Origin of the sequence: Stenotrophomonas sp. BR163 (assembly GCF_047520985.2) — a bacterium.
In the GTDB taxonomy this organism is placed as follows: Bacteria; Pseudomonadota; Gammaproteobacteria; order Xanthomonadales; family Xanthomonadaceae; genus Stenotrophomonas; species Stenotrophomonas sepilia.
In genome coordinates this window covers 23,849-40,287 of sequence record NZ_JAXBRE020000007.1, presented here as the reverse complement: position 1 = coordinate 40,287, position 16,439 = coordinate 23,849, and the positions used below count along the sequence as shown (strand labels likewise).

Here is a 16,439-nt window from a genome sequence, read left to right as displayed (position 1 = left end):
CGATCGCATGTTGCATCACAACACGCCACCGCGAACCCACATCGAAGCCGCCGCCATCGGCGCCGCCTCGCTGCGTTCGATTCTTGTGCTCGTACTTATTACCCAACCCACAGGTGCGGGACGAGCCAGCGTGTAAGCAACAGACACACCGGAACTCTTCAAAAACCCGCACCCGCCCCGGTGCGGGTTTTTTCATTTCAGGACCTGGTTTCAGACGCAACCACCATGACCAACGCTCATCGCACAACCCGGACCTGCAGCACCACGCCTCGTGGTGGCTGTGCCTGTGCGATGCGCGGCGCCCCCTCCACCGCTTTCCCCTGACCGGCCGACACGTCACCTCGACGACCGGCCGTTCTTTTTTCTTCCCACCGCAAGGAACCTCCCCCATGAGCACCAACGACCTGCCCCAGACCAAGATCGCCGTCATCGGCTACGGCAGCCAGGGCCGCGCCCACGCACTGAACCTGCGCGAATCCGGCTTCGACGTGGTGGTAGGCCTGCGTCCGGGCGGTCCGACCGAAGCCAAGGCCCAGGCCGATGGATTCACCGTGGTCGCGCCCGCCGATGCGGTGAAGGACGCCGATCTGGTCGCCGTGCTGACCCCCGACATGGTGCAGAAGAAGCTCTACAACGATGTGCTGGCGCCGAACATGAAGCAGGGGGCGTGCCTGCTGTTCGCCCACGGACTGAACGTGCACTACGGCATGATCGAGCCGCGCGCCGATCTGGACGTCGTGCTGGTCGCGCCGAAGGGTCCGGGTGCGCTGGTGCGCCGTGAGTACGAGATCGGCCGTGGCGTGCCGTGCATCTGGGCGGTCTACCAGGACGTCAGCGGCAAGGCCGCGCAGCATGCCCAGGCCTATGCGGCCGGCCTCGGCGGTGCCCGCGCCAACCTGATCCAGACCACCTTCAAGGAAGAAACCGAGACCGATCTGTTCGGCGAGCAGGCGGTGCTGTGTGGTGGTGCGTCGGCGCTGGTGCAGGCCGGTTTCGAGACCCTGGTGGAAGCCGGCTACCAGCCGGAGATCGCCTACTACGAGGTACTGCACGAGCTGAAGCTGATCGTCGACCTGTTCTACGAAGGCGGCATCTCGCGCATGCTGGAATTCATCTCCGAGACCGCGCAGTACGGCGACTACGTCAGCGGCCCGCGCGTGATCGACGCCAGCACCAAGGCGCGCATGAAGGAAGTCCTGAAGGACATCCAGGACGGCACCTTCACCAAGAACTGGGTGGCCGAGTACGAAGCGGGCCTGCCGAACTACAACAGGTTCAAGCAGGCCGACCTGGAGCACCCGATCGAAAAGGTGGGCAAGGAACTGCGCGCCAAGATGATCTGGTTGCAAGGACAGGCCGCGTAACCGCGCTGCCCTCCCCCACCCGCTTTGCAAGGTTCCCCCATGAACTCTTCCACACACCGCAGCGCGCCGCCCAACGGCGCGCGCTGGCTGACCCAGGCGCTGGAGGCCGAAGGCGTCCGCACGCTGTTCGGCTATCCCGGCGGCACCATCATGCCGTTCTACGACGCGCTGGTGGATTCGTCGCTGAAGCACATCCTGGTACGCCATGAGCAGGGCGCGGCGCTGGCCGCCAACGGTTTCGCCCGCGCCAGCAACCAGGTGGGCGTCTGCGTGGCCACCTCCGGCCCGGGCGCGTCGAACCTGGTCACCGGCATCGCCGATGCGATGCTGGACTCGGTACCGATGGTCTGCATCACCGGCCAGGTCGGCACCCCGCTGCTGGGCACCGACGCCTTCCAGGAACTGGATGTGTTCGGCCTGACGATGCCGATCGTCAAGCACAGCTGGCTGGTGCGCAGCGTCGATGACCTGCCGCGCGTGGTGGCCGATGCGTTCCGGATCGCCCGCGAAGGTCGCCCCGGCCCTGTGCTGATCGACCTGCCCAAGGATGTGCAGTTGGCCGATGCCAGCCATCTGCCGGCGCATGTGCCCAGCAGCGTCGAACCGCCGCCGGCGCCGGCCGAGGCGGCCATCGCCGAGGCCATCGCCGCGCTGGCGGCGGCCGAGAAGCCGGTGGTCTACGCCGGCGGTGGCATCGCGCTGGGTGATGCGGTGCAGGACCTGCGCGACTTCGTCGAGGCCAGTGCCATCCCCACCGTGATGACGCTGCGCGGCCTGGGTGTACTGCCGGCCAGCCATCCGCAGTCGCTGGGCATGCTGGGCATGCACGGCACCCGCGCGGCCAACATGGCGGTGCAGGAAAGCGACCTGCTGCTGGTGCTGGGCGCACGCTTCGACGACCGTGCCACCGGCAAGCTGGCGGAGTTCGCACCGTTCGCCCGTGTCGTCCACATCGATGCCGATGCGTACGAGATCTCCAAGCTGCGCAGTGCCGATGTCGCCGTGCCCGGCAATGTCGGCCATGCCATCCGCGCCCTGCGTGCGGCCTTCCCCTCCCCCAAGGCCCACCAGGAGGCGTGGCGCAAGCGCTGTGCGCAGCATCGCGATCGCTTCGCCGCGCGCTACGACGCACCGGGCCAGCACATCTACGCGCCGGCCCTGCTGAAGCGCCTGAGCGAGCTGGCCCCGGCCGATGCGGTGATCGCCTGCGACGTTGGCCAGCACCAGATGTGGGTGGCCCAGCACTGCCGCTTCAACCACCCGCGCAACCACCTGACCAGTGGCGCGCTGGGCACCATGGGCTTCGGCCTGCCGGCCGCCATGGGTGCGCAGTTCGCCTGCCCTGATCGCACCGTGGTGCTGGTGTCCGGCGACGGCAGCTTCATGATGAACGTGCAGGAGCTGGCGACCATCGCGCGTTGCCGCCTGCCGGTGAAGATCGTGCTGCTGGACAACAGTTCGCTGGGCATGGTGCGGCAGTGGCAGGAGCTGTTCTTCGCCGAGCGCTACAGCGAGATCGACCTGTCCGACAACCCGGACTTCGTGGCGCTGGCGCAGGTGTTCGGCATTTCCGCCACCCGCATCGACGCGCGGGATGACGTCGAGGGTGGCCTGGCCGCGCTGCTGGCCGAACCCGGCCCGGCACTACTGCACGTGGCCATCGATGCACGCGCCAACGTATGGCCGCTGGTGCCACCGAACACCGCCAACAGCACGATGCTGGAAAGCAACCCCGCCCATGCCCGCCAGGAGATCCCCAATGCACTACCGGCTTGACCTGGTGCTGCACCCGGCCGAAGGCGCACTGTTGCGCGTGATCGGCATGGCCGAGCGCCGTGGCTTCGCGCCGCGTGCGATCAGCGGTGCGCCGGTGGCCGACGACGATGGCCGCTGGCACCTGCAGCTGGTGGTGGATGGCCAGCGCCCGGCGGAAACGCTGTGCCGGCAGATCGAGAAGATCTACGACTGCGTGTCCGTGCAGGTCACCGCCGTGGAAGGAGCATCCGTATGAACACCCGTACCGTAGTGACCACGGTGCCGGTACGGAGGCGTCTTCTTCGTCGCCCGTGCCCGCATGCGGCGGTCGCCTGCACCCCGCTGGTGGCCCATGCCGGCCGCTGATGCCAGCCAGGAAAGCGATGTCGGCGACGTAAGCGTCGCCGACGTACTGGCGGCGCAGGCCCGGCTGCGCCGCTTCCTGCCGCCTACCCCGCTGCACCATGCCGAGCGCTTCGGCACCTGGCTGAAGCTGGAGAACCTGCAGCGCACCGGGTCCTACAAGGTGCGCGGCGCGTTGAACGCGCTGCTGGCCGGCCGCGAGCGCGGCGATACCCGGCCGGTGATCTGCGCCTCGGCCGGCAACCATGCCCAGGGCGTGGCGTGGGCGGCCTACCGCCTGGACGTCCCGGCCATCACCGTGATGCCGCATGGCGCACCGGCGACCAAGATCGCCGGCGTCGCTCACTGGGGCGCCACCGTGCGCCAGCATGGCACCAGCTATGACGAGGCCTACGCCTTCGCCGTCGAACTGGCACAGCGCCATGGCTACCGCTTCCTGTCCGCGTTCGACGACGCCGATGTGATTGCCGGCCAGGGTACGGTCGGCATCGAGCTGGCCGCGCACGCGCCGGACGTGGTGATCGTGCCGATCGGTGGTGGCGGACTGGCCTCCGGCGTTGCACTGGCGCTGAAATCACAGGGCGTGCGCGTGATCGGCGCCCAGGTGGAAGGCGTCGACTCAATGGCGCGCGCCATCCGCGGCGACGCGCGCGAGATCGCCCCCGTCGCCTCGCTGGCCGACGGCGTGCGGGTGAAGATTCCCGGTTTCCTGACCCGACGCCTGTGCACCTCGCTGCTGGACGACGTGGTGATCGTGCGCGAAGCCGAACTGCGTGAAACCCTGGTCCGGCTGGCACTGGAAGAACACATCATCGCCGAGGGCGCCGGTGCGCTGGCGCTGGCAGCTGGCCGCCGTGTCGCTGGCCGCCGCAAGTGCGCGGTGGTGTCCGGCGGGAATATCGATGCGGGTGTCCTGGCCGGCCTGCTCACCGACATCCGGCCGCGCCCGCCGCGCAAACCACGGCGACGGCGTAGTGAAACCCCACGCTCGCCCGGCAAGGCCAGCGCCCTCGCGTCCCCCACCTCTTCCCCTTCCCCCCTGCAAGCCGCCGCACCCGCTGTCGAGGAGATTTCCCTGTGACCACCATCGAACGAATTACCACCCCGCGCATCCGCATCTTCGACACCACCCTGCGTGACGGCGAGCAGTCCCCCGGCTGCAGCATGAGCCCGCCGCAGAAGCTGGTGATGGCGCGTGCGCTGGACGAACTGGGCGTGGACATCATCGAGACCGGCTTCCCGGCCAGCTCGCAGTCCGACCGCGAGGCGATGGCGCTGATCGGCCGTGAGCTGCGCCGCCCGAGCCTGAGCCTGGCCGTGCTGTCGCGCTGCCTGCAGGCCGATATCGAAACCTCGGCGCGTGCCCTGGAAGCTGCGGCCAACCCGCGCCTGCACGTGTTCCTGTCCACCAGCCCGCTGCACCGCGAACACAAGCTGCGGATGACCCGCGAGCAGGTGCTGGAATCGGTACGCAAGCATGTATCGTTGGCACGCTCGTACATCGACGATGTCGAATTCTCGGCCGAGGATGCCACCCGCACCGAGCTGGACTACCTGATCGAAGTCTCGCGCGTAGCCATTGCCGCCGGCGCCACCACCATCAACCTGCCCGACACCGTCGGCTTCACCACGCCGGAAGAAATCCGCGCGATGTTCCAGCAGGTCATCGCCGGCGTCGCCGATGTGCCGAATGCCGCCAACGTGATCTTCAGCGCGCACTGCCACAATGACCTGGGCCTGGCCGTGGCCAACTCGCTGGCCGCCATCGAAGGCGGCGCGCGCCAGGTCGAGTGCACCATCAACGGCATCGGCGAGCGTGCCGGCAACTGTTCGCTGGAAGAGATCGCGATGGTGCTGAAAGTCCGCCAGGCCTTCTACGAACAGGACAGTTCGATCAACACCCCGCGCATCGTCGGCACCTCGCAGCTGCTGCAGCGCCTGGTCGGCATGCCGGTACAGCGCAACAAGGCCATCGTCGGTGCCAATGCCTTCGCCCACGAATCGGGCATCCACCAGCACGGCATGCTGCGCCATCGCGGCACCTACGAAATCATGCGCCCGGAAGACGTGGGCTGGGAAGATTCGCAGATGGTGCTGGGTCGCCACAGTGGCCGCGCCGCCGTCGAAGCACGCCTGCGTGCACTGGGCTTCTGGCTGGACGAAGACGAACTGAAGCTGGTGTTCGAGCAGTTCAAGGGCCTGTGCGAACAGCAGCGCGTGGTCACCGATGCCGACCTGCAAACCTTGATGCAGGGCGGCTCCAACGCGCAGGGCTATCGCCTGGCGTCGATGACCATCAGCGACGTCGGCAGCCGCGCCAATGCACTGGTCGAACTGTCCGACCCGGACGGCAACCGCGTGGCCGAGACCGCGCAGGGCGACGGCCCGGTCGATGCGCTGTTCGGCGCGCTGTCGGCTGCCACCGGCGTGCAGCTGATGCTGGACAGCTACCAGGTGCACAGCGTCGGCATCGGCGCCGATGCGCGCGGTGAAGCCAATCTGAGCGTGCGCCACGACGGCGTGGAGTACGACGGCACCGGCACCAGCAAGGACATCATCGAAGCCTCCGCGCTGGCCTGGCTGGACGTGGCCAACCGCCTGCTGCGCCAGCGCCACGCCGCCACCCACAGCAGCACCGACGTTCCCACCCCCGCAACCGCCTGAGGAGCCCGAGATGAGCGCCTTCGACACTCCTACCGCAGCCGCTGGCCAGCAGTGGAACGCCCAGGACTATGCGATCGATGCCGGCTTCGTACCGTTGCTCGGTGGCGCGGTCGCGCGCCTGCTCGATCCGCGCGCCGGTGAGCGCATCCTCGACCTGGGCTGTGGCGACGGCGTGCTCAGCACCGAACTGGCCCTGAGCGGCGCGCGCATCCACGGCGTGGACGCGTCGCCGGAACTGGTGATCGCCGCCCGTGCACGTGGCCTCGACGCGCAGGTGATGGACGGCCACGCGTTGTCGTTCGACAGCGAGTTCGATGCGGTCTTCAGCAATGCCGCATTGCATTGGATGGGCAACCCGGACCGCGTGCTGGAAGGCGTGCGTCGCGCGCTGCGCCCCGGTGGCCGCTTCGTCGCCGAGTTCGGCGGCCATGGCAACGTGGCCACGATCGTCGCGGCGGTACAGGCCGCACGCGTGGCCCACGGCCATGGCGCCAGCACCTTCCAGTGGTACTTCCCGACCGCCGATGCCTATGCCGACCGCCTGCGCCAGCATGGCTTCCAGGTGCAACTGATCGAATGCACGCCGCGCCCGACCCCGCTGCCGACCGGCGCGGCCGGCTGGCTGCGGGTATTCGCCGCGCCACTGCTGGATGACCTGCCCGCCGAGGCCCGCGCCACCGTGCGCGAGGCGGCCACCGCGTTGCTGGCCGACCTGCCACGCAATGCCGCCGGCCAGCCGCTGGCCGACTACGTGCGCCTGCGTGTGCTCGCCCGCCGGCGCTGACTTGACCGTTCCGCTTTCTTTACTGATGTTCGCTATCTCGTACTTCTGCCAGGCATACGCATGACTTCCGCACCCCGCACCCTGTACGACAAACTGTGGGACGCCCACGTGGTGGTTCCCGAATCCGACAGCGCGCCCGCCGTGCTGTACATCGACCTGCACCTGATCCACGAGGTGACCTCACCGCAGGCATTCACCGAACTGCGCGGGCGCGGCCTGTCGCCGCGCCGCCCGGACCGCACCAAGGCGACGATGGACCATTCCACGCCGACCCTGCCGGCTGCCGCAGACGGCACGTTGCCCTACGCCAGCGCCGCTTCCGAGGCACAGGTCGCCACCCTGGCGCGAAATTGCGCCGAGCACGGCATCGAGCTGTTCGACATGGCCTCGGACAACCGCGGCATCGTCCATGTCATTGCGCCGGAACAGGGCTTCACCCAGCCCGGCATGACCATCGTCTGCGGCGACAGCCACACCTCCACCCACGGTGCATTCGGCTCGCTGGCCTTCGGCATCGGCACCAGCGAGGTCGGCCACGTGCTGGCCACGCAGTGCCTGCTGCAGCGCAAGGCCAAGACCTTCGCGATCACCGTTGACGGTGCGCTGGCACCCGGCGTCGGCGCCAAGGATGTGGTACTGCACATCATCGGCGTGATCGGCGTCAACGGCGGCACCGGCCATGTGATCGAGTTCCGTGGCAGCACCATCGAAGCGATGGACATGGAACAGCGCATGACCCTGTGCAACATGTCGATCGAAGCAGGTGCACGCGCCGGCATGGTCGCGCCCGACCAGGTCACCTTCGACTTCGTCGCCGCTACGCCGCGCGGCCCCAAGGGCGCCGACTTCGACGCTGCCGTGGCGCGCTGGCAACAGCTGCGCAGCGATGACGGCGCGCGCTTCGACAGCGAAGTGCACATCGACGCCGCCGACATCCGCCCGACCCTGACCTGGGGCACGCATCCGGGTACCGCGATCGCCGTGGATGCGCCGATTCCCGCCGCCAACGATGCCGCCGCGCAGAAGGGCCTGGACTACATGCACTTCCAGGCCGGCAAGGCGCTGGCGGGCACACCGGTGGACGTAGTGTTCGTTGGTTCGTGCACCAACGGCCGCCTGAGTGATATGCGCGAAGTGGCGCAGGTGCTGCGCGGTCGTCGCGTCGCCGACCGGGTCCGCATGCTGGTGGTGCCGGGCTCGGAGATCGTCAAGCGCGAGGCCGAAGCCGAAGGCATCCACGAGATCGTGCGCGCGGCCGGGGCCGAGTGGCGCGAGCCGGGCTGCTCGATGTGCATCGCAATGAACGGCGATCTGGTCGCGCCCGGCCAGCTGGCCGTGAGCACCAGCAACCGCAATTTTGAAGGCCGGCAGGGCCCCGGTTCGCGCACGCTGCTGGCCTCGCCGATGAGCGCTGCATGGGCGGCGGTGAACGGGCACGTCGCAGATACCCGCGAACTGTTCGCACAGGAGGTGGCGTGATGGCCGGTTTCCGTACCCTGACCTCGGCCAGCGTGGTGCTGCGCCAGACCAACATCGACACCGACCAGATCATCCCGGCGCGGTTCCTGTCCACCACCGAGCGTGCCGGGCTGGGTCGCAACGCGTTCAACGACTGGCGCTGGCAAGCTGATGGTTCGCCAGTGGCCGACTTCGCCTTCAACCAGCCGCACAACGCCGGCCGCAGCATCCTGCTGGCGGGCCGCAATTTCGCTTGCGGCTCGTCGCGCGAACACGCCCCCTGGGCGCTGACCGACCTGGGCCTGCGCGCCATCGTCAGCAGCGAGATCGCGGACATCTTCCGCGGCAACGCGCTGAAGAACGGCCTGCTGCCGATCGTGCTGGACGAGGCCGACGTACAGGCGCTGATGCAACGCCCGGACGATGCGCTGACCATCGACGTGGCTGCGCGCGAACTGCGCACCCCCGATGGCCGCGTCTATTCCTTCCCGCTGGATGGCTTCTCGCAGACCTGCCTGCTGGAAGGCGTCGACCAGTTGGGGTATCTGCTGGGCCGTGTCCCTGAAATCGAACGTTACGAGAGTGAGCATGCACGCTGAGATTGTTGTCCTGCCCGGTGATGGCATCGGCCCGGAAGTGGCCGCCGCGGCAGTTGCCGTCCTGAAGGCGGTCGCCGACCGCTTCAACCACACCTTCACTTTCAGCGAGCACGACATCGGTGGCATCGCCATCGACCGCCACGGCGAGCCGCTGCCGGCGTCGACGCTGGCCGCCTGCCAGGCCGCCAATGCGGTACTGCTGGGCGCGGTCGGTGGCCCGAAGTGGTCCGACCCGAACGCCAAGGTGCGCCCCGAGCAAGGCCTGCTGGCGATCCGCAAGGCGCTGGGCCTGTACGCGAACCTGCGCCCGGTGCGTACCCACGAGGCCGCGCTGCACGCCTCGCCGATCAAGGCGGAGCTGCTGCAGGGCGTGGACTTCGTGGTGGTGCGTGAACTGACCGGCGGCATCTACTTCGGCGACAAGACCCGCGACGCCGACAGCGCCAGCGACCTGTGCCGCTACACCGTGGCCGAGATCGAGCGCGTGCTGCGCAGTGCCTTCCGCCTGGCCCAGCAGCGTCGCGGCAAGGTTACTTCGGTGGACAAGGCCAATGTGCTGGAAACCTCGCGCCTGTGGCGCGACGTGGCCGCACGCATTGGCCGCGAGGAGTTCCCGGAGGTGGCGCTGGAGCACCAGCTGGTCGATTCGATGGCCATGCACCTGCTGGCCAAGCCACGCGAGTACGACGTGATCGTCACCGAGAACATGTTCGGCGACATCCTCACCGATGAGGCCTCGATGCTGGCCGGTTCGCTGGGCCTGCTGCCGTCGGCCTCGCTGGGCGAGCCGGGGGCGGTGGGCATTTACGAGCCCATCCACGGTTCGGCCCCGGACATCGCCGGCAAGGGCATCGCCAATCCGTATGCGACAATCTTCAGCGCCGCGATGCTGCTGCGCCATTCGCTGGGGCTGGAAGCCGAAGCGGCAGCCGTGGAAGCCGCCGTGCATGCGGTGCTGGATGACGGCGTGTTCACTGCTGATCTGGCTGCGAAGGGCAAGGCGGTGAGCACCGCGGCAGCGACCGACGCGGTGCTGGCGAAGCTGGGCTGATCCGGTAGCGCCACGCCATGCGTGGCGCGCTTCCCGTCGGATATCGTGCGCAGCCCCCCATGGGGTGGCTCTACCGGTAGATCCACGCCATGCGTGGCTGCGTTACTTGGTGGTGTACCCACCATTGACCAGAATCGTCTGCCCGGTCATCCACCAGCCATCCGTCACCAGGAAGCGGATCCACGGCACGATATCGACGATGTCGGTCAGCCCGGTGCGGCTGAACGCCGACAACGCCGCCGCAGTCTTGTGATACGCCTGCGCATCGGCGCTCTCGGCCGGATAGAAGAACGGCGTGTCCATCGGACCGGGACCGATCGCGGTCACCGAAATGCCGCGCTCGCCGAACTCCTTCGACGCCGCGCGGGTGAAGTGCTCGACCGGCGCCTTGGTGCCGGCGTAGCTGGAATAGAACGGCGTGAACGCACCCAGCAGCGAGGTGACCAGGGTGCAGATGCGGCCACCGTCATTGACGTGGCGACCTGCCTCCTTCAGGAAGAAGAACGCGGCCTTGGCATTGACCGCGCTCATCTCGTCGTACTCCACTTCGCTGATGTCCAGCAGCGGTTTCTTCAATACCTTGCCGACCGTATTGATGGCGATGTCGGGACGGCCGACTGCGGCCACGGCATCGGCGAACAAGCGCTCCATCGCTGCCGCCGACGTCAGGTCGCCCTGCAGGGCCACCGCCTTGCTGCCGGCGGCCTGCACCGCGGCTACCGTCGCTTCTGCATCGGGCTGGGTAGCGGCACTGTTGTAGTGGATGACGATGGCTTTGGCGCCCTGTGCGGCGAAGTCGCGGGCGATCAGGCCGCCCAGGTTCTTGGCGCCACCGGCGATCAGCACGGTCTTGCCCTTGAGGGAATGCTCGGTCATGGCTTCGGTCTCGGGAGGGGGCTGCCCGGGGTGGCAACCCTGCCCTGACGACGATATCGTGCAGAAAATGCGGATAAAGCCCGCCACTTTGACTTAACTTTCCAGAGCCAGCGAACAATGGACCGGATCGATCGCTTCCGCATCTTCACCCGGGTCGTGGAGTGCGCCAGCTTCACGCGCGCCGCCGACCAGTTGGGCCTGCCCCGTTCCACGGTCTCGGCAGCCATTGCGGAGCTGGAGCAGCGGCTCGGCACCCGCCTGCTGCAGCGCTCGACCCGCCGGGTGTCCACCACCCACGACGGCGACGTGTTCCATGCGCGCTGCCTGCGCCTGATCGCCGAGGTCGAAGACGCCGAATCGCTGTTCCTCCAGGTCGACGCCCAGCCGTCGGGCCTGCTGAAGATCGACGTACCCAGCCGCATCGGCCGCCGCATCATCGCACCGGCGCTGCCCGGGTTCTTCGCGCAGTATCCGCAGGTGGAAGTCGAACTGGGCATGACCGACCGCGCGGTGAACCTGATCGAAGACGGTTGCGATGCGGTGCTGCGGGTCGGCCAACTGGGCGATTCCAGCCTGGTGGCGCGCACGCTGGGCCAACTGGATTTTGCCAACGTTGCGGCGCCGGCATACCTGCGCGAACACGGCGTGCCGCAGCATCCTGCCGACCTGCCGCAGCACCGCGCGGTGAACTACGCGTCGCCGACCACGGCACGGGTGGAACCGTGGGAGTGGCAGGACGGCGGCCAACTGCGCACGCTGCCGATGCCTGGCTGGATGCGTGTGAACAGCGCCGAGGCATCGATTGCGTGCTGTGTGGCGGGGTTGGGTCTTTTGCAGATTCCGCGCTACGACGTACAGGCCGAGCTGCAATCCGGCGCGCTGGTGGAAGTGATGCCACAGCACGTCGCACAGCCATTGCCGGTCACCCTGCTGCAGCCGCATCGGCAGCACCGTGCGCTGCGCGTGCAGGTGTTCATCGAATGGCTGCTACCGGTGCTACGGATCGGTCTGCAGCTGCGGTAGATCCACGCCATGCGTGAATGCATGCATCCGTGCCAACCAAGGTTGGCACCTACCGAGCGATGGCGAATCGCGGTAGATCCACGCCATGCGTGGATGACGGAGCCTGGAAATCCGCAGCCACCCATGGGGTGGCTCTACTGGAAGATGTGCCAGCCAGGGTTGGCACCTACCAGGGGCCGCGGCCGCAGAACCCGGGGCATCACGCCCCGGATTCGTCCGGCTTCACCCGGAACCACGCCGCGTACAACGCCGGCAGGAACACCAGGGTCAGCACCGTACCGACGATCAGGCCGCCCATGATCGAGATCGCCATCGATCCGTAGAACGCGCTGCGCGACAGCGGAATCATCGCCAGCACGGCTGCCAGTGCGGTCAGCACGATCGGGCGGAAGCGGCGCACCGTGGCGTCGATGATCGAATGCCAACGGTCATGCCCGGCATCGATGTCCTGCTGGATCTGGTCGATCAGGATCACCGAGTTGCGCATGATCATGCCGGCCAGTGCGATCGTGCCCAGCAGCGCGACGAAGCCGAACGGCGCCCGGAACAGCAGCAGGAACAGGGTCGCGCCGATGATGCCCAGCGGCGCGGTCACCAATACCATCGCTGCACGCGAGAAGCTGCGCAGCTGCAGCATCAGCAGCGTGGCCACCACCACCAGGAACAGCGGCATGCCGGCCTTGATCGAGTTCTGGCCACGCGCCGAATCCTCCACGGTACCGCCGGTTTCCAGCAGGTAACCACTGGGCAGCTCGGCACGGATGCCGTCCAGTGTGGGCAGGATCTGATGCACCACGTCCAGCGCCTGCATGCCATCACTGATGTCGGCGCGCACAGTCACCGTCGGCAACCGGTTACGGTGCCAGATGATGCCGTCCTCGAAGCCGTACTCCATCGTCGCCACCTGCGACAGCGTGATGCTGCCACCGTTGGCGGTGGGCATCGACAGGCTGGACAGCAGCTCCAGCTGGTTGCGCTCATCGGCCGGCCCGCGCAGCAGCATCTCGATCTGGCGATTGCCCTCGCGATACACGCTGACCGATTGCCCGGCCAACGAACTGGACAGGAACTGGCTGACCTGGGCGCTGCTCACGCCCAGCGCGCGGGCGCGCTCCTGGTCGACCACCAGGCGCACCACCTTGCTCGGCTCGCTCCAGTCCAGGTTGACGTTCATCACGTGCGGGTTCTCCCGCACCTTGGCCTCGACCTGGCGCGCGATCGCCTGCACCTTCTCGATGTGCTCGCCGGAGATGCGCATCTGCACCGGATAGCCGACCGGCGGGCCGTTCTCCAGGCGGGTCACGCGCATCTGCACGTCCGGGAACTTCGGGATCACCTCGTGCAGCAGCCAGTCGCGTGTGCTTTCGCGTGACCTGATGTCCTTGGCCAGCACCACGAACTGGGCGAAGTTGGTCGCCGGCAGCTGCTGGTCCAGCGGCAGGTAGAAGCGCGGCGAACCGGTGCCCACATAGGACACGTAGTTGGCAATGCCCTCGCGGCTGGACAGCAGCTTCTCAAGCTTCTCGGCCTGGGCCTGGGTCGAGCGCAGCGAGGCGCCCTCGGCCAGCTCGATGTCCACCATCAGTTCCGGCCGGGTCGAGTCCGGGAAGAACTGCTGCGGCACGAAGCGGAACATCATCAGCGAGAACACGAACAGGCCGATGGTCGCCGCGATCACCCACCAGCGATGCCGCAGGCAGGTATCGAGGAAGCGACGGAAACTACGATAGAACGGGCGCTGGTACGGATCGTGGTCGTGCCCGTGCTGCGGCGGCGCGATCAGGTTGGCCAGCGCCGGATAGCGGTCGGCCCACTGCTGGCGCTTGGCGTGCCAGCGCGCGGACAGGCTGCCCGGCTTCGGCGGCTGCGGATTGAACAGGTCCGGCAGCATCTTGTCGCCCAGGTAAGGGATGAACAGCACCGCTGCGATCCACGACACCACCAGCGCGATGGTCACCACCTGGAACAGCGAGCGGGTGTATTCACCGGTACTCGATGCCGCAGTGGCAATGGGCAGGAAGCCGGCCGCGGTGATCAGGGTGCCGGTCAGCATCGGGAACGCGGTCGACTCCCAGGCGAAACTGGCGGCGCGCAGGCGGTCATAGCCCTGCTCCATCTTGGTGGCCATCATCTCCACCGCGATGATCGCATCGTCCACCAGCAGGCCCAGCGCCAGCACCAATGCACCCAGCGAGATCTTGTGCAGGCCGATGTCGAAGTAGTGCATGACGAAGAAGGTCATCGCCAGCACCAGCGGGATGGTCACGCCCACCACCAGGCCGGTGCGCAGGCCCAGCGAGAAGAAGCTGACCAGCAGCACGATCACCACCGCCTCGGTCAGCACCTGCACGAACTCGCCGACCGACTCTTCCACCGATTGCGGCTGATCGGACACCTTTCGCAGCTGCATGCCGGCCGGCAGGGTCTTCTGCAGGCGTTCGAACTCGGAATCGAGGTTGGCGCCGAGCTTGAGGATGTCACCGCCATCCTTCATCGCCACCGCCAGGCCGATCGCCTCTTCGCCCATGAAGCGCATCTTCGGCGACGCCGGATCGGCGAAGCCACGCTTGACCTCGGCGATGTCGCCCAGGTGCACAGTGCGGTCACCGGCGCGGATCGGGAACTGGCGGATCGCTTCGATGTCGTTGAACTGGCCGGTCACCCGCAGCTGCACGCGATCGGTGGCGGTCTCGAAGAAGCTGGTGCCGGTCACTGCATTCTGGTCGGCCAGCGCCTGCTGCACCTGCTGCATCGACACGCCCAGCGTGGCCAGCCGGGTGTTGGACAGTTCGATCCACACCTTCTCGTCCTGCAGGCCGACCAGGTCGATCTTGCCGACGTCGGGCACCCGCTGCAGTTCCAGCTGGATGCGGTCGGCGTAGTCGCGCATCACCGCATAGTCGAAGCCCTTGCCGGTCAACGCATAGATGTTGCCGTAGGTGTCGCCGAACTCATCGTTGAAGAACGGACCGACGATCTCGCGCGGCAGCGTCGGGCGGATGTCGCCCACGCGCTTGCGCACCTGGTACCACAGGTCCGGGATCTGCCTGGAACGCAGGCTGTCGCGCGCCATGAAGATGATCTGCGATTCGCCCGGGCGCGAGTACGAGCGGATGAACTCGTACTCGCCGGTATTCATCAGCGCCTTCTCGAGCGGCTCGGTCACCTGCCGCGAGACCTGCTCGGCAGTGGCCCCGGGCCACAACGTGCGCACCACCATCGCCTTGAAGGTGAACGGCGGGTCCTCGGACTGGCCCAGGTGCTTGTACGACCACGCGCCGATCAGCGCGAAGGCGAGCATCGCGAACAGCACCAGCGGGCGGTTGGACAGCGCCCACTCGGAAAGATTGAAGCGGCGCACCGGCTTACTCCCTGGCCTTGGCGGCAGCCGCCGGCGTGGCCGGCTTCAGCACAGGACGGTTCTGCCGGTCCACGGCGATCACCGGCTGGCCGGCCCGCAGCAGATGGCCACCCGCAGCAACTACCCAGTCACCCGCGTTCACGCCGGACAGCACCGGTACCGTCTCGCTGCCAAACGCACCGGTGGTGACCGCTGTAGCCTTCAGCGTGCTGTTGGCCGGATCGACCACCCACACGCTGGCGGCACCACCGGCACCGCGCTGCAGCGCGCCCAGCGGCAGCTGCAGGGTGCCGTGGCGACCGGCGCTGCTGTAGACGCGTGCACTCTGGCCCAGTTCGACGTCGGCCAGCGCATCGGCGGGCAGGCTGACCCGGGTCGCATAGGTACGTGCCTGCGGATCGGCAGCGGCGGCGATCTCCCGGATCGTGCCCGGCAGGCGCTGGCCGGGGCGGTTCCACAACTCCACCTCGACCGGTTGGCCCACAGCATAGTCGCGGATGGTGGCCTCGGGCAGGTCGATCAGCACTTCGCGGCCACCGTCGGCGGCCAGGTTGAAGATGGTCTGCCCGGCGGACACTACCTGCCCGGCCTCGGCCTCGCGGCTGGCGATCACACCGTCGGCCGGCGCACGCAGCTGTGCGTAGCCGGCCTGGTTGCGGAGCACATCGAGGTTGGCGCGGGCGGCGTTGGCCTGGCCCTGCGCGGCCTTGAACGCGGCGGACTGCTGGTCCAGCTGCGAGCGGCTGACCAGCTGCTGGTCGGCCAGCACCTGGTAACGCTTGAGGTCATCGCGGGCGCGCACCAGATCGGCTTCGGCTGCCGCCAGCTGCGCCTGCGAGGCGCGGGCCTGCAGCGCGAAATCAGCCACGTCCAGCTCGGCCAGCACGTCGCCCTTCTTCACCCGTTGCCCGGCATCGACGTGGCGCTTGACCAGGTTGCCGCCAACGCGGAACGACAGCGGGCTTTCCTGCCGGGCACGCACCGTGCCCGGGAATGCCGCCGGCGCCTGCCCGGCCTGCTCGCCGGGGTGAACCACCAGCACCGGTACGGCCGCCGGTGGCGCCTGTTCCTGCCCCGAACAGGCTGCCAGCGCAGCCATCCACACCATACCGCCCATCCAGCGCACGATCTTCATCGGTCA

13 protein-coding genes are annotated in these 16,439 nt (G+C 67.8%); 10 read left to right on the top strand and 3 right to left on the bottom strand.

Features of this window, described 5'->3' with window-relative positions:
• The first annotated feature begins 389 nt into the window (after nt 1–389).
• The 9 genes from ilvC to leuB all read left to right on the top strand — a co-directional run bounded on the left by ilvC (nt 390) and on the right by leuB (nt 10,038).
• The gene (ilvC, locus tag ACM0PY_RS08055) at nt 390–1,364 is read left to right on the top strand and encodes a ketol-acid reductoisomerase (RefSeq protein ID WP_134972153.1); all 975 of its coding nucleotides are present in this window, start codon (nt 390–392) and stop codon (nt 1,362–1,364) included.
• Nucleotides 1,365–1,403: 39 nt separating this feature from the next.
• Complete coding sequence (ilvG, locus tag ACM0PY_RS08050; protein WP_180885025.1) at nt 1,404–3,140, top strand: acetolactate synthase 2 catalytic subunit; 1,737 nt, start codon at nt 1,404–1,406, stop codon at nt 3,138–3,140.
• Nucleotides 3,124–3,375 (top strand): ACT domain-containing protein, encoded by a 252-nt coding sequence (locus ACM0PY_RS08045; protein ID WP_134972152.1) that lies wholly within the window; start codon nt 3,124–3,126, stop codon nt 3,373–3,375. The genes ilvG and ACM0PY_RS08045 overlap by 17 nt, the downstream gene beginning before the upstream one ends.
• 96 nt (nt 3,376–3,471) lie before the next feature.
• The gene (locus ACM0PY_RS08040; protein ID WP_072167586.1) at nt 3,472–4,563 is read left to right on the top strand and encodes a threonine dehydratase; all 1,092 of its coding nucleotides are present in this window, start codon (nt 3,472–3,474) and stop codon (nt 4,561–4,563) included.
• Nucleotides 4,560–6,146, top strand: a complete 1,587-nt coding sequence (locus ACM0PY_RS08035) for a 2-isopropylmalate synthase (protein ID WP_180885023.1) — start codon at nt 4,560–4,562, stop codon at nt 6,144–6,146. The genes ACM0PY_RS08040 and ACM0PY_RS08035 overlap by 4 nt, the downstream gene beginning before the upstream one ends.
• 10 nt (nt 6,147–6,156) lie before the next feature.
• Nucleotides 6,157–6,930, top strand: coding sequence for a class I SAM-dependent methyltransferase (locus tag ACM0PY_RS08030; protein WP_414609425.1), 774 nt, complete (start codon nt 6,157–6,159; stop codon nt 6,928–6,930).
• 60 nt (nt 6,931–6,990) lie between these two features.
• On the top strand, nt 6,991–8,409 hold the full coding sequence (gene leuC / locus ACM0PY_RS08025) for a 3-isopropylmalate dehydratase large subunit (protein ID WP_134972398.1): 1,419 nt from the start codon (nt 6,991–6,993) through the stop codon (nt 8,407–8,409).
• Nucleotides 8,409–8,987 (top strand): 3-isopropylmalate dehydratase small subunit, encoded by a 579-nt coding sequence (gene leuD / locus ACM0PY_RS08020; protein WP_235646790.1) that lies wholly within the window; start codon nt 8,409–8,411, stop codon nt 8,985–8,987. Before leuC ends, leuD begins: the two co-directional genes overlap by 1 nt.
• Nucleotides 8,977–10,038 (top strand): 3-isopropylmalate dehydrogenase, encoded by a 1,062-nt coding sequence (gene leuB, locus ACM0PY_RS08015; RefSeq protein ID WP_180885017.1) that lies wholly within the window; start codon nt 8,977–8,979, stop codon nt 10,036–10,038. The genes leuD and leuB overlap by 11 nt, the downstream gene beginning before the upstream one ends.
• Nucleotides 10,039–10,140: 102 nt before the next feature.
• Here leuB and ACM0PY_RS08010 read toward each other — a convergent pair whose 3' ends face one another.
• Nucleotides 10,141–10,914: an SDR family oxidoreductase gene (locus tag ACM0PY_RS08010; RefSeq protein ID WP_134972400.1), complete on the bottom strand. Its 774-nt coding sequence runs from the start codon at nt 10,912–10,914 to the stop codon at nt 10,141–10,143.
• Between the two features lie 117 nt (nt 10,915–11,031).
• Here ACM0PY_RS08010 and ACM0PY_RS08005 point away from each other — a divergent pair, with 117 nt between their 5' ends.
• Nucleotides 11,032–11,937: a LysR family transcriptional regulator gene (locus tag ACM0PY_RS08005; protein ID WP_414609426.1), complete on the top strand. Its 906-nt coding sequence runs from the start codon at nt 11,032–11,034 to the stop codon at nt 11,935–11,937.
• Nucleotides 11,938–12,136: 199 nt separating this feature from the next.
• Here ACM0PY_RS08005 and ACM0PY_RS08000 read toward each other — a convergent pair whose 3' ends face one another.
• Together ACM0PY_RS08000 and ACM0PY_RS07995 are read right to left on the bottom strand one after the other, a co-directional pair.
• A complete protein-coding gene (locus tag ACM0PY_RS08000; RefSeq protein ID WP_134972402.1) occupies nt 12,137–15,298 on the bottom strand; it encodes an efflux RND transporter permease subunit in 3,162 nt (1,053 codons plus the stop codon).
• 4 nt (nt 15,299–15,302) lie between these two features.
• Complete coding sequence (locus ACM0PY_RS07995; protein WP_134972403.1) at nt 15,303–16,433, bottom strand: efflux RND transporter periplasmic adaptor subunit; 1,131 nt, start codon at nt 16,431–16,433, stop codon at nt 15,303–15,305.
• Between the last annotated feature and the right edge of the window lie 6 nt (nt 16,434–16,439).

Excerpts from the sequence above, each read along its gene's own strand:
- ilvC (WP_134972153.1), top strand. The coding sequence starts at position 390 with ATGAGCACCAACGACCTGCCCCAGACCAAGATCGCCGTCATCGGCTAC.
- ilvG (WP_180885025.1), top strand. The coding sequence starts at position 1,404 with ATGAACTCTTCCACACACCGCAGCGCGCCGCCCAACGGCGCGCGCTGG.
- ACM0PY_RS08045 (WP_134972152.1), top strand. The coding sequence starts at position 3,124 with ATGCACTACCGGCTTGACCTGGTGCTGCACCCGGCCGAAGGCGCACTG.
- ACM0PY_RS08040 (WP_072167586.1), top strand. The coding sequence starts at position 3,472 with ATGCCGGCCGCTGATGCCAGCCAGGAAAGCGATGTCGGCGACGTAAGC.
- ACM0PY_RS08030 (WP_414609425.1), top strand. The coding sequence starts at position 6,157 with ATGAGCGCCTTCGACACTCCTACCGCAGCCGCTGGCCAGCAGTGGAAC.
- leuC (WP_134972398.1), top strand. The coding sequence starts at position 6,991 with ATGACTTCCGCACCCCGCACCCTGTACGACAAACTGTGGGACGCCCAC.
- leuD (WP_235646790.1), top strand. The coding sequence starts at position 8,409 with ATGGCCGGTTTCCGTACCCTGACCTCGGCCAGCGTGGTGCTGCGCCAG.
- leuB (WP_180885017.1), top strand. The coding sequence starts at position 8,977 with ATGCACGCTGAGATTGTTGTCCTGCCCGGTGATGGCATCGGCCCGGAA.
- ACM0PY_RS08010 (WP_134972400.1), bottom strand. The coding sequence starts at position 10,914 with ATGACCGAGCATTCCCTCAAGGGCAAGACCGTGCTGATCGCCGGTGGC.
- ACM0PY_RS08005 (WP_414609426.1), top strand. The coding sequence starts at position 11,032 with ATGGACCGGATCGATCGCTTCCGCATCTTCACCCGGGTCGTGGAGTGC.
- ACM0PY_RS07995 (WP_134972403.1), bottom strand. The coding sequence starts at position 16,433 with ATGAAGATCGTGCGCTGGATGGGCGGTATGGTGTGGATGGCTGCGCTG.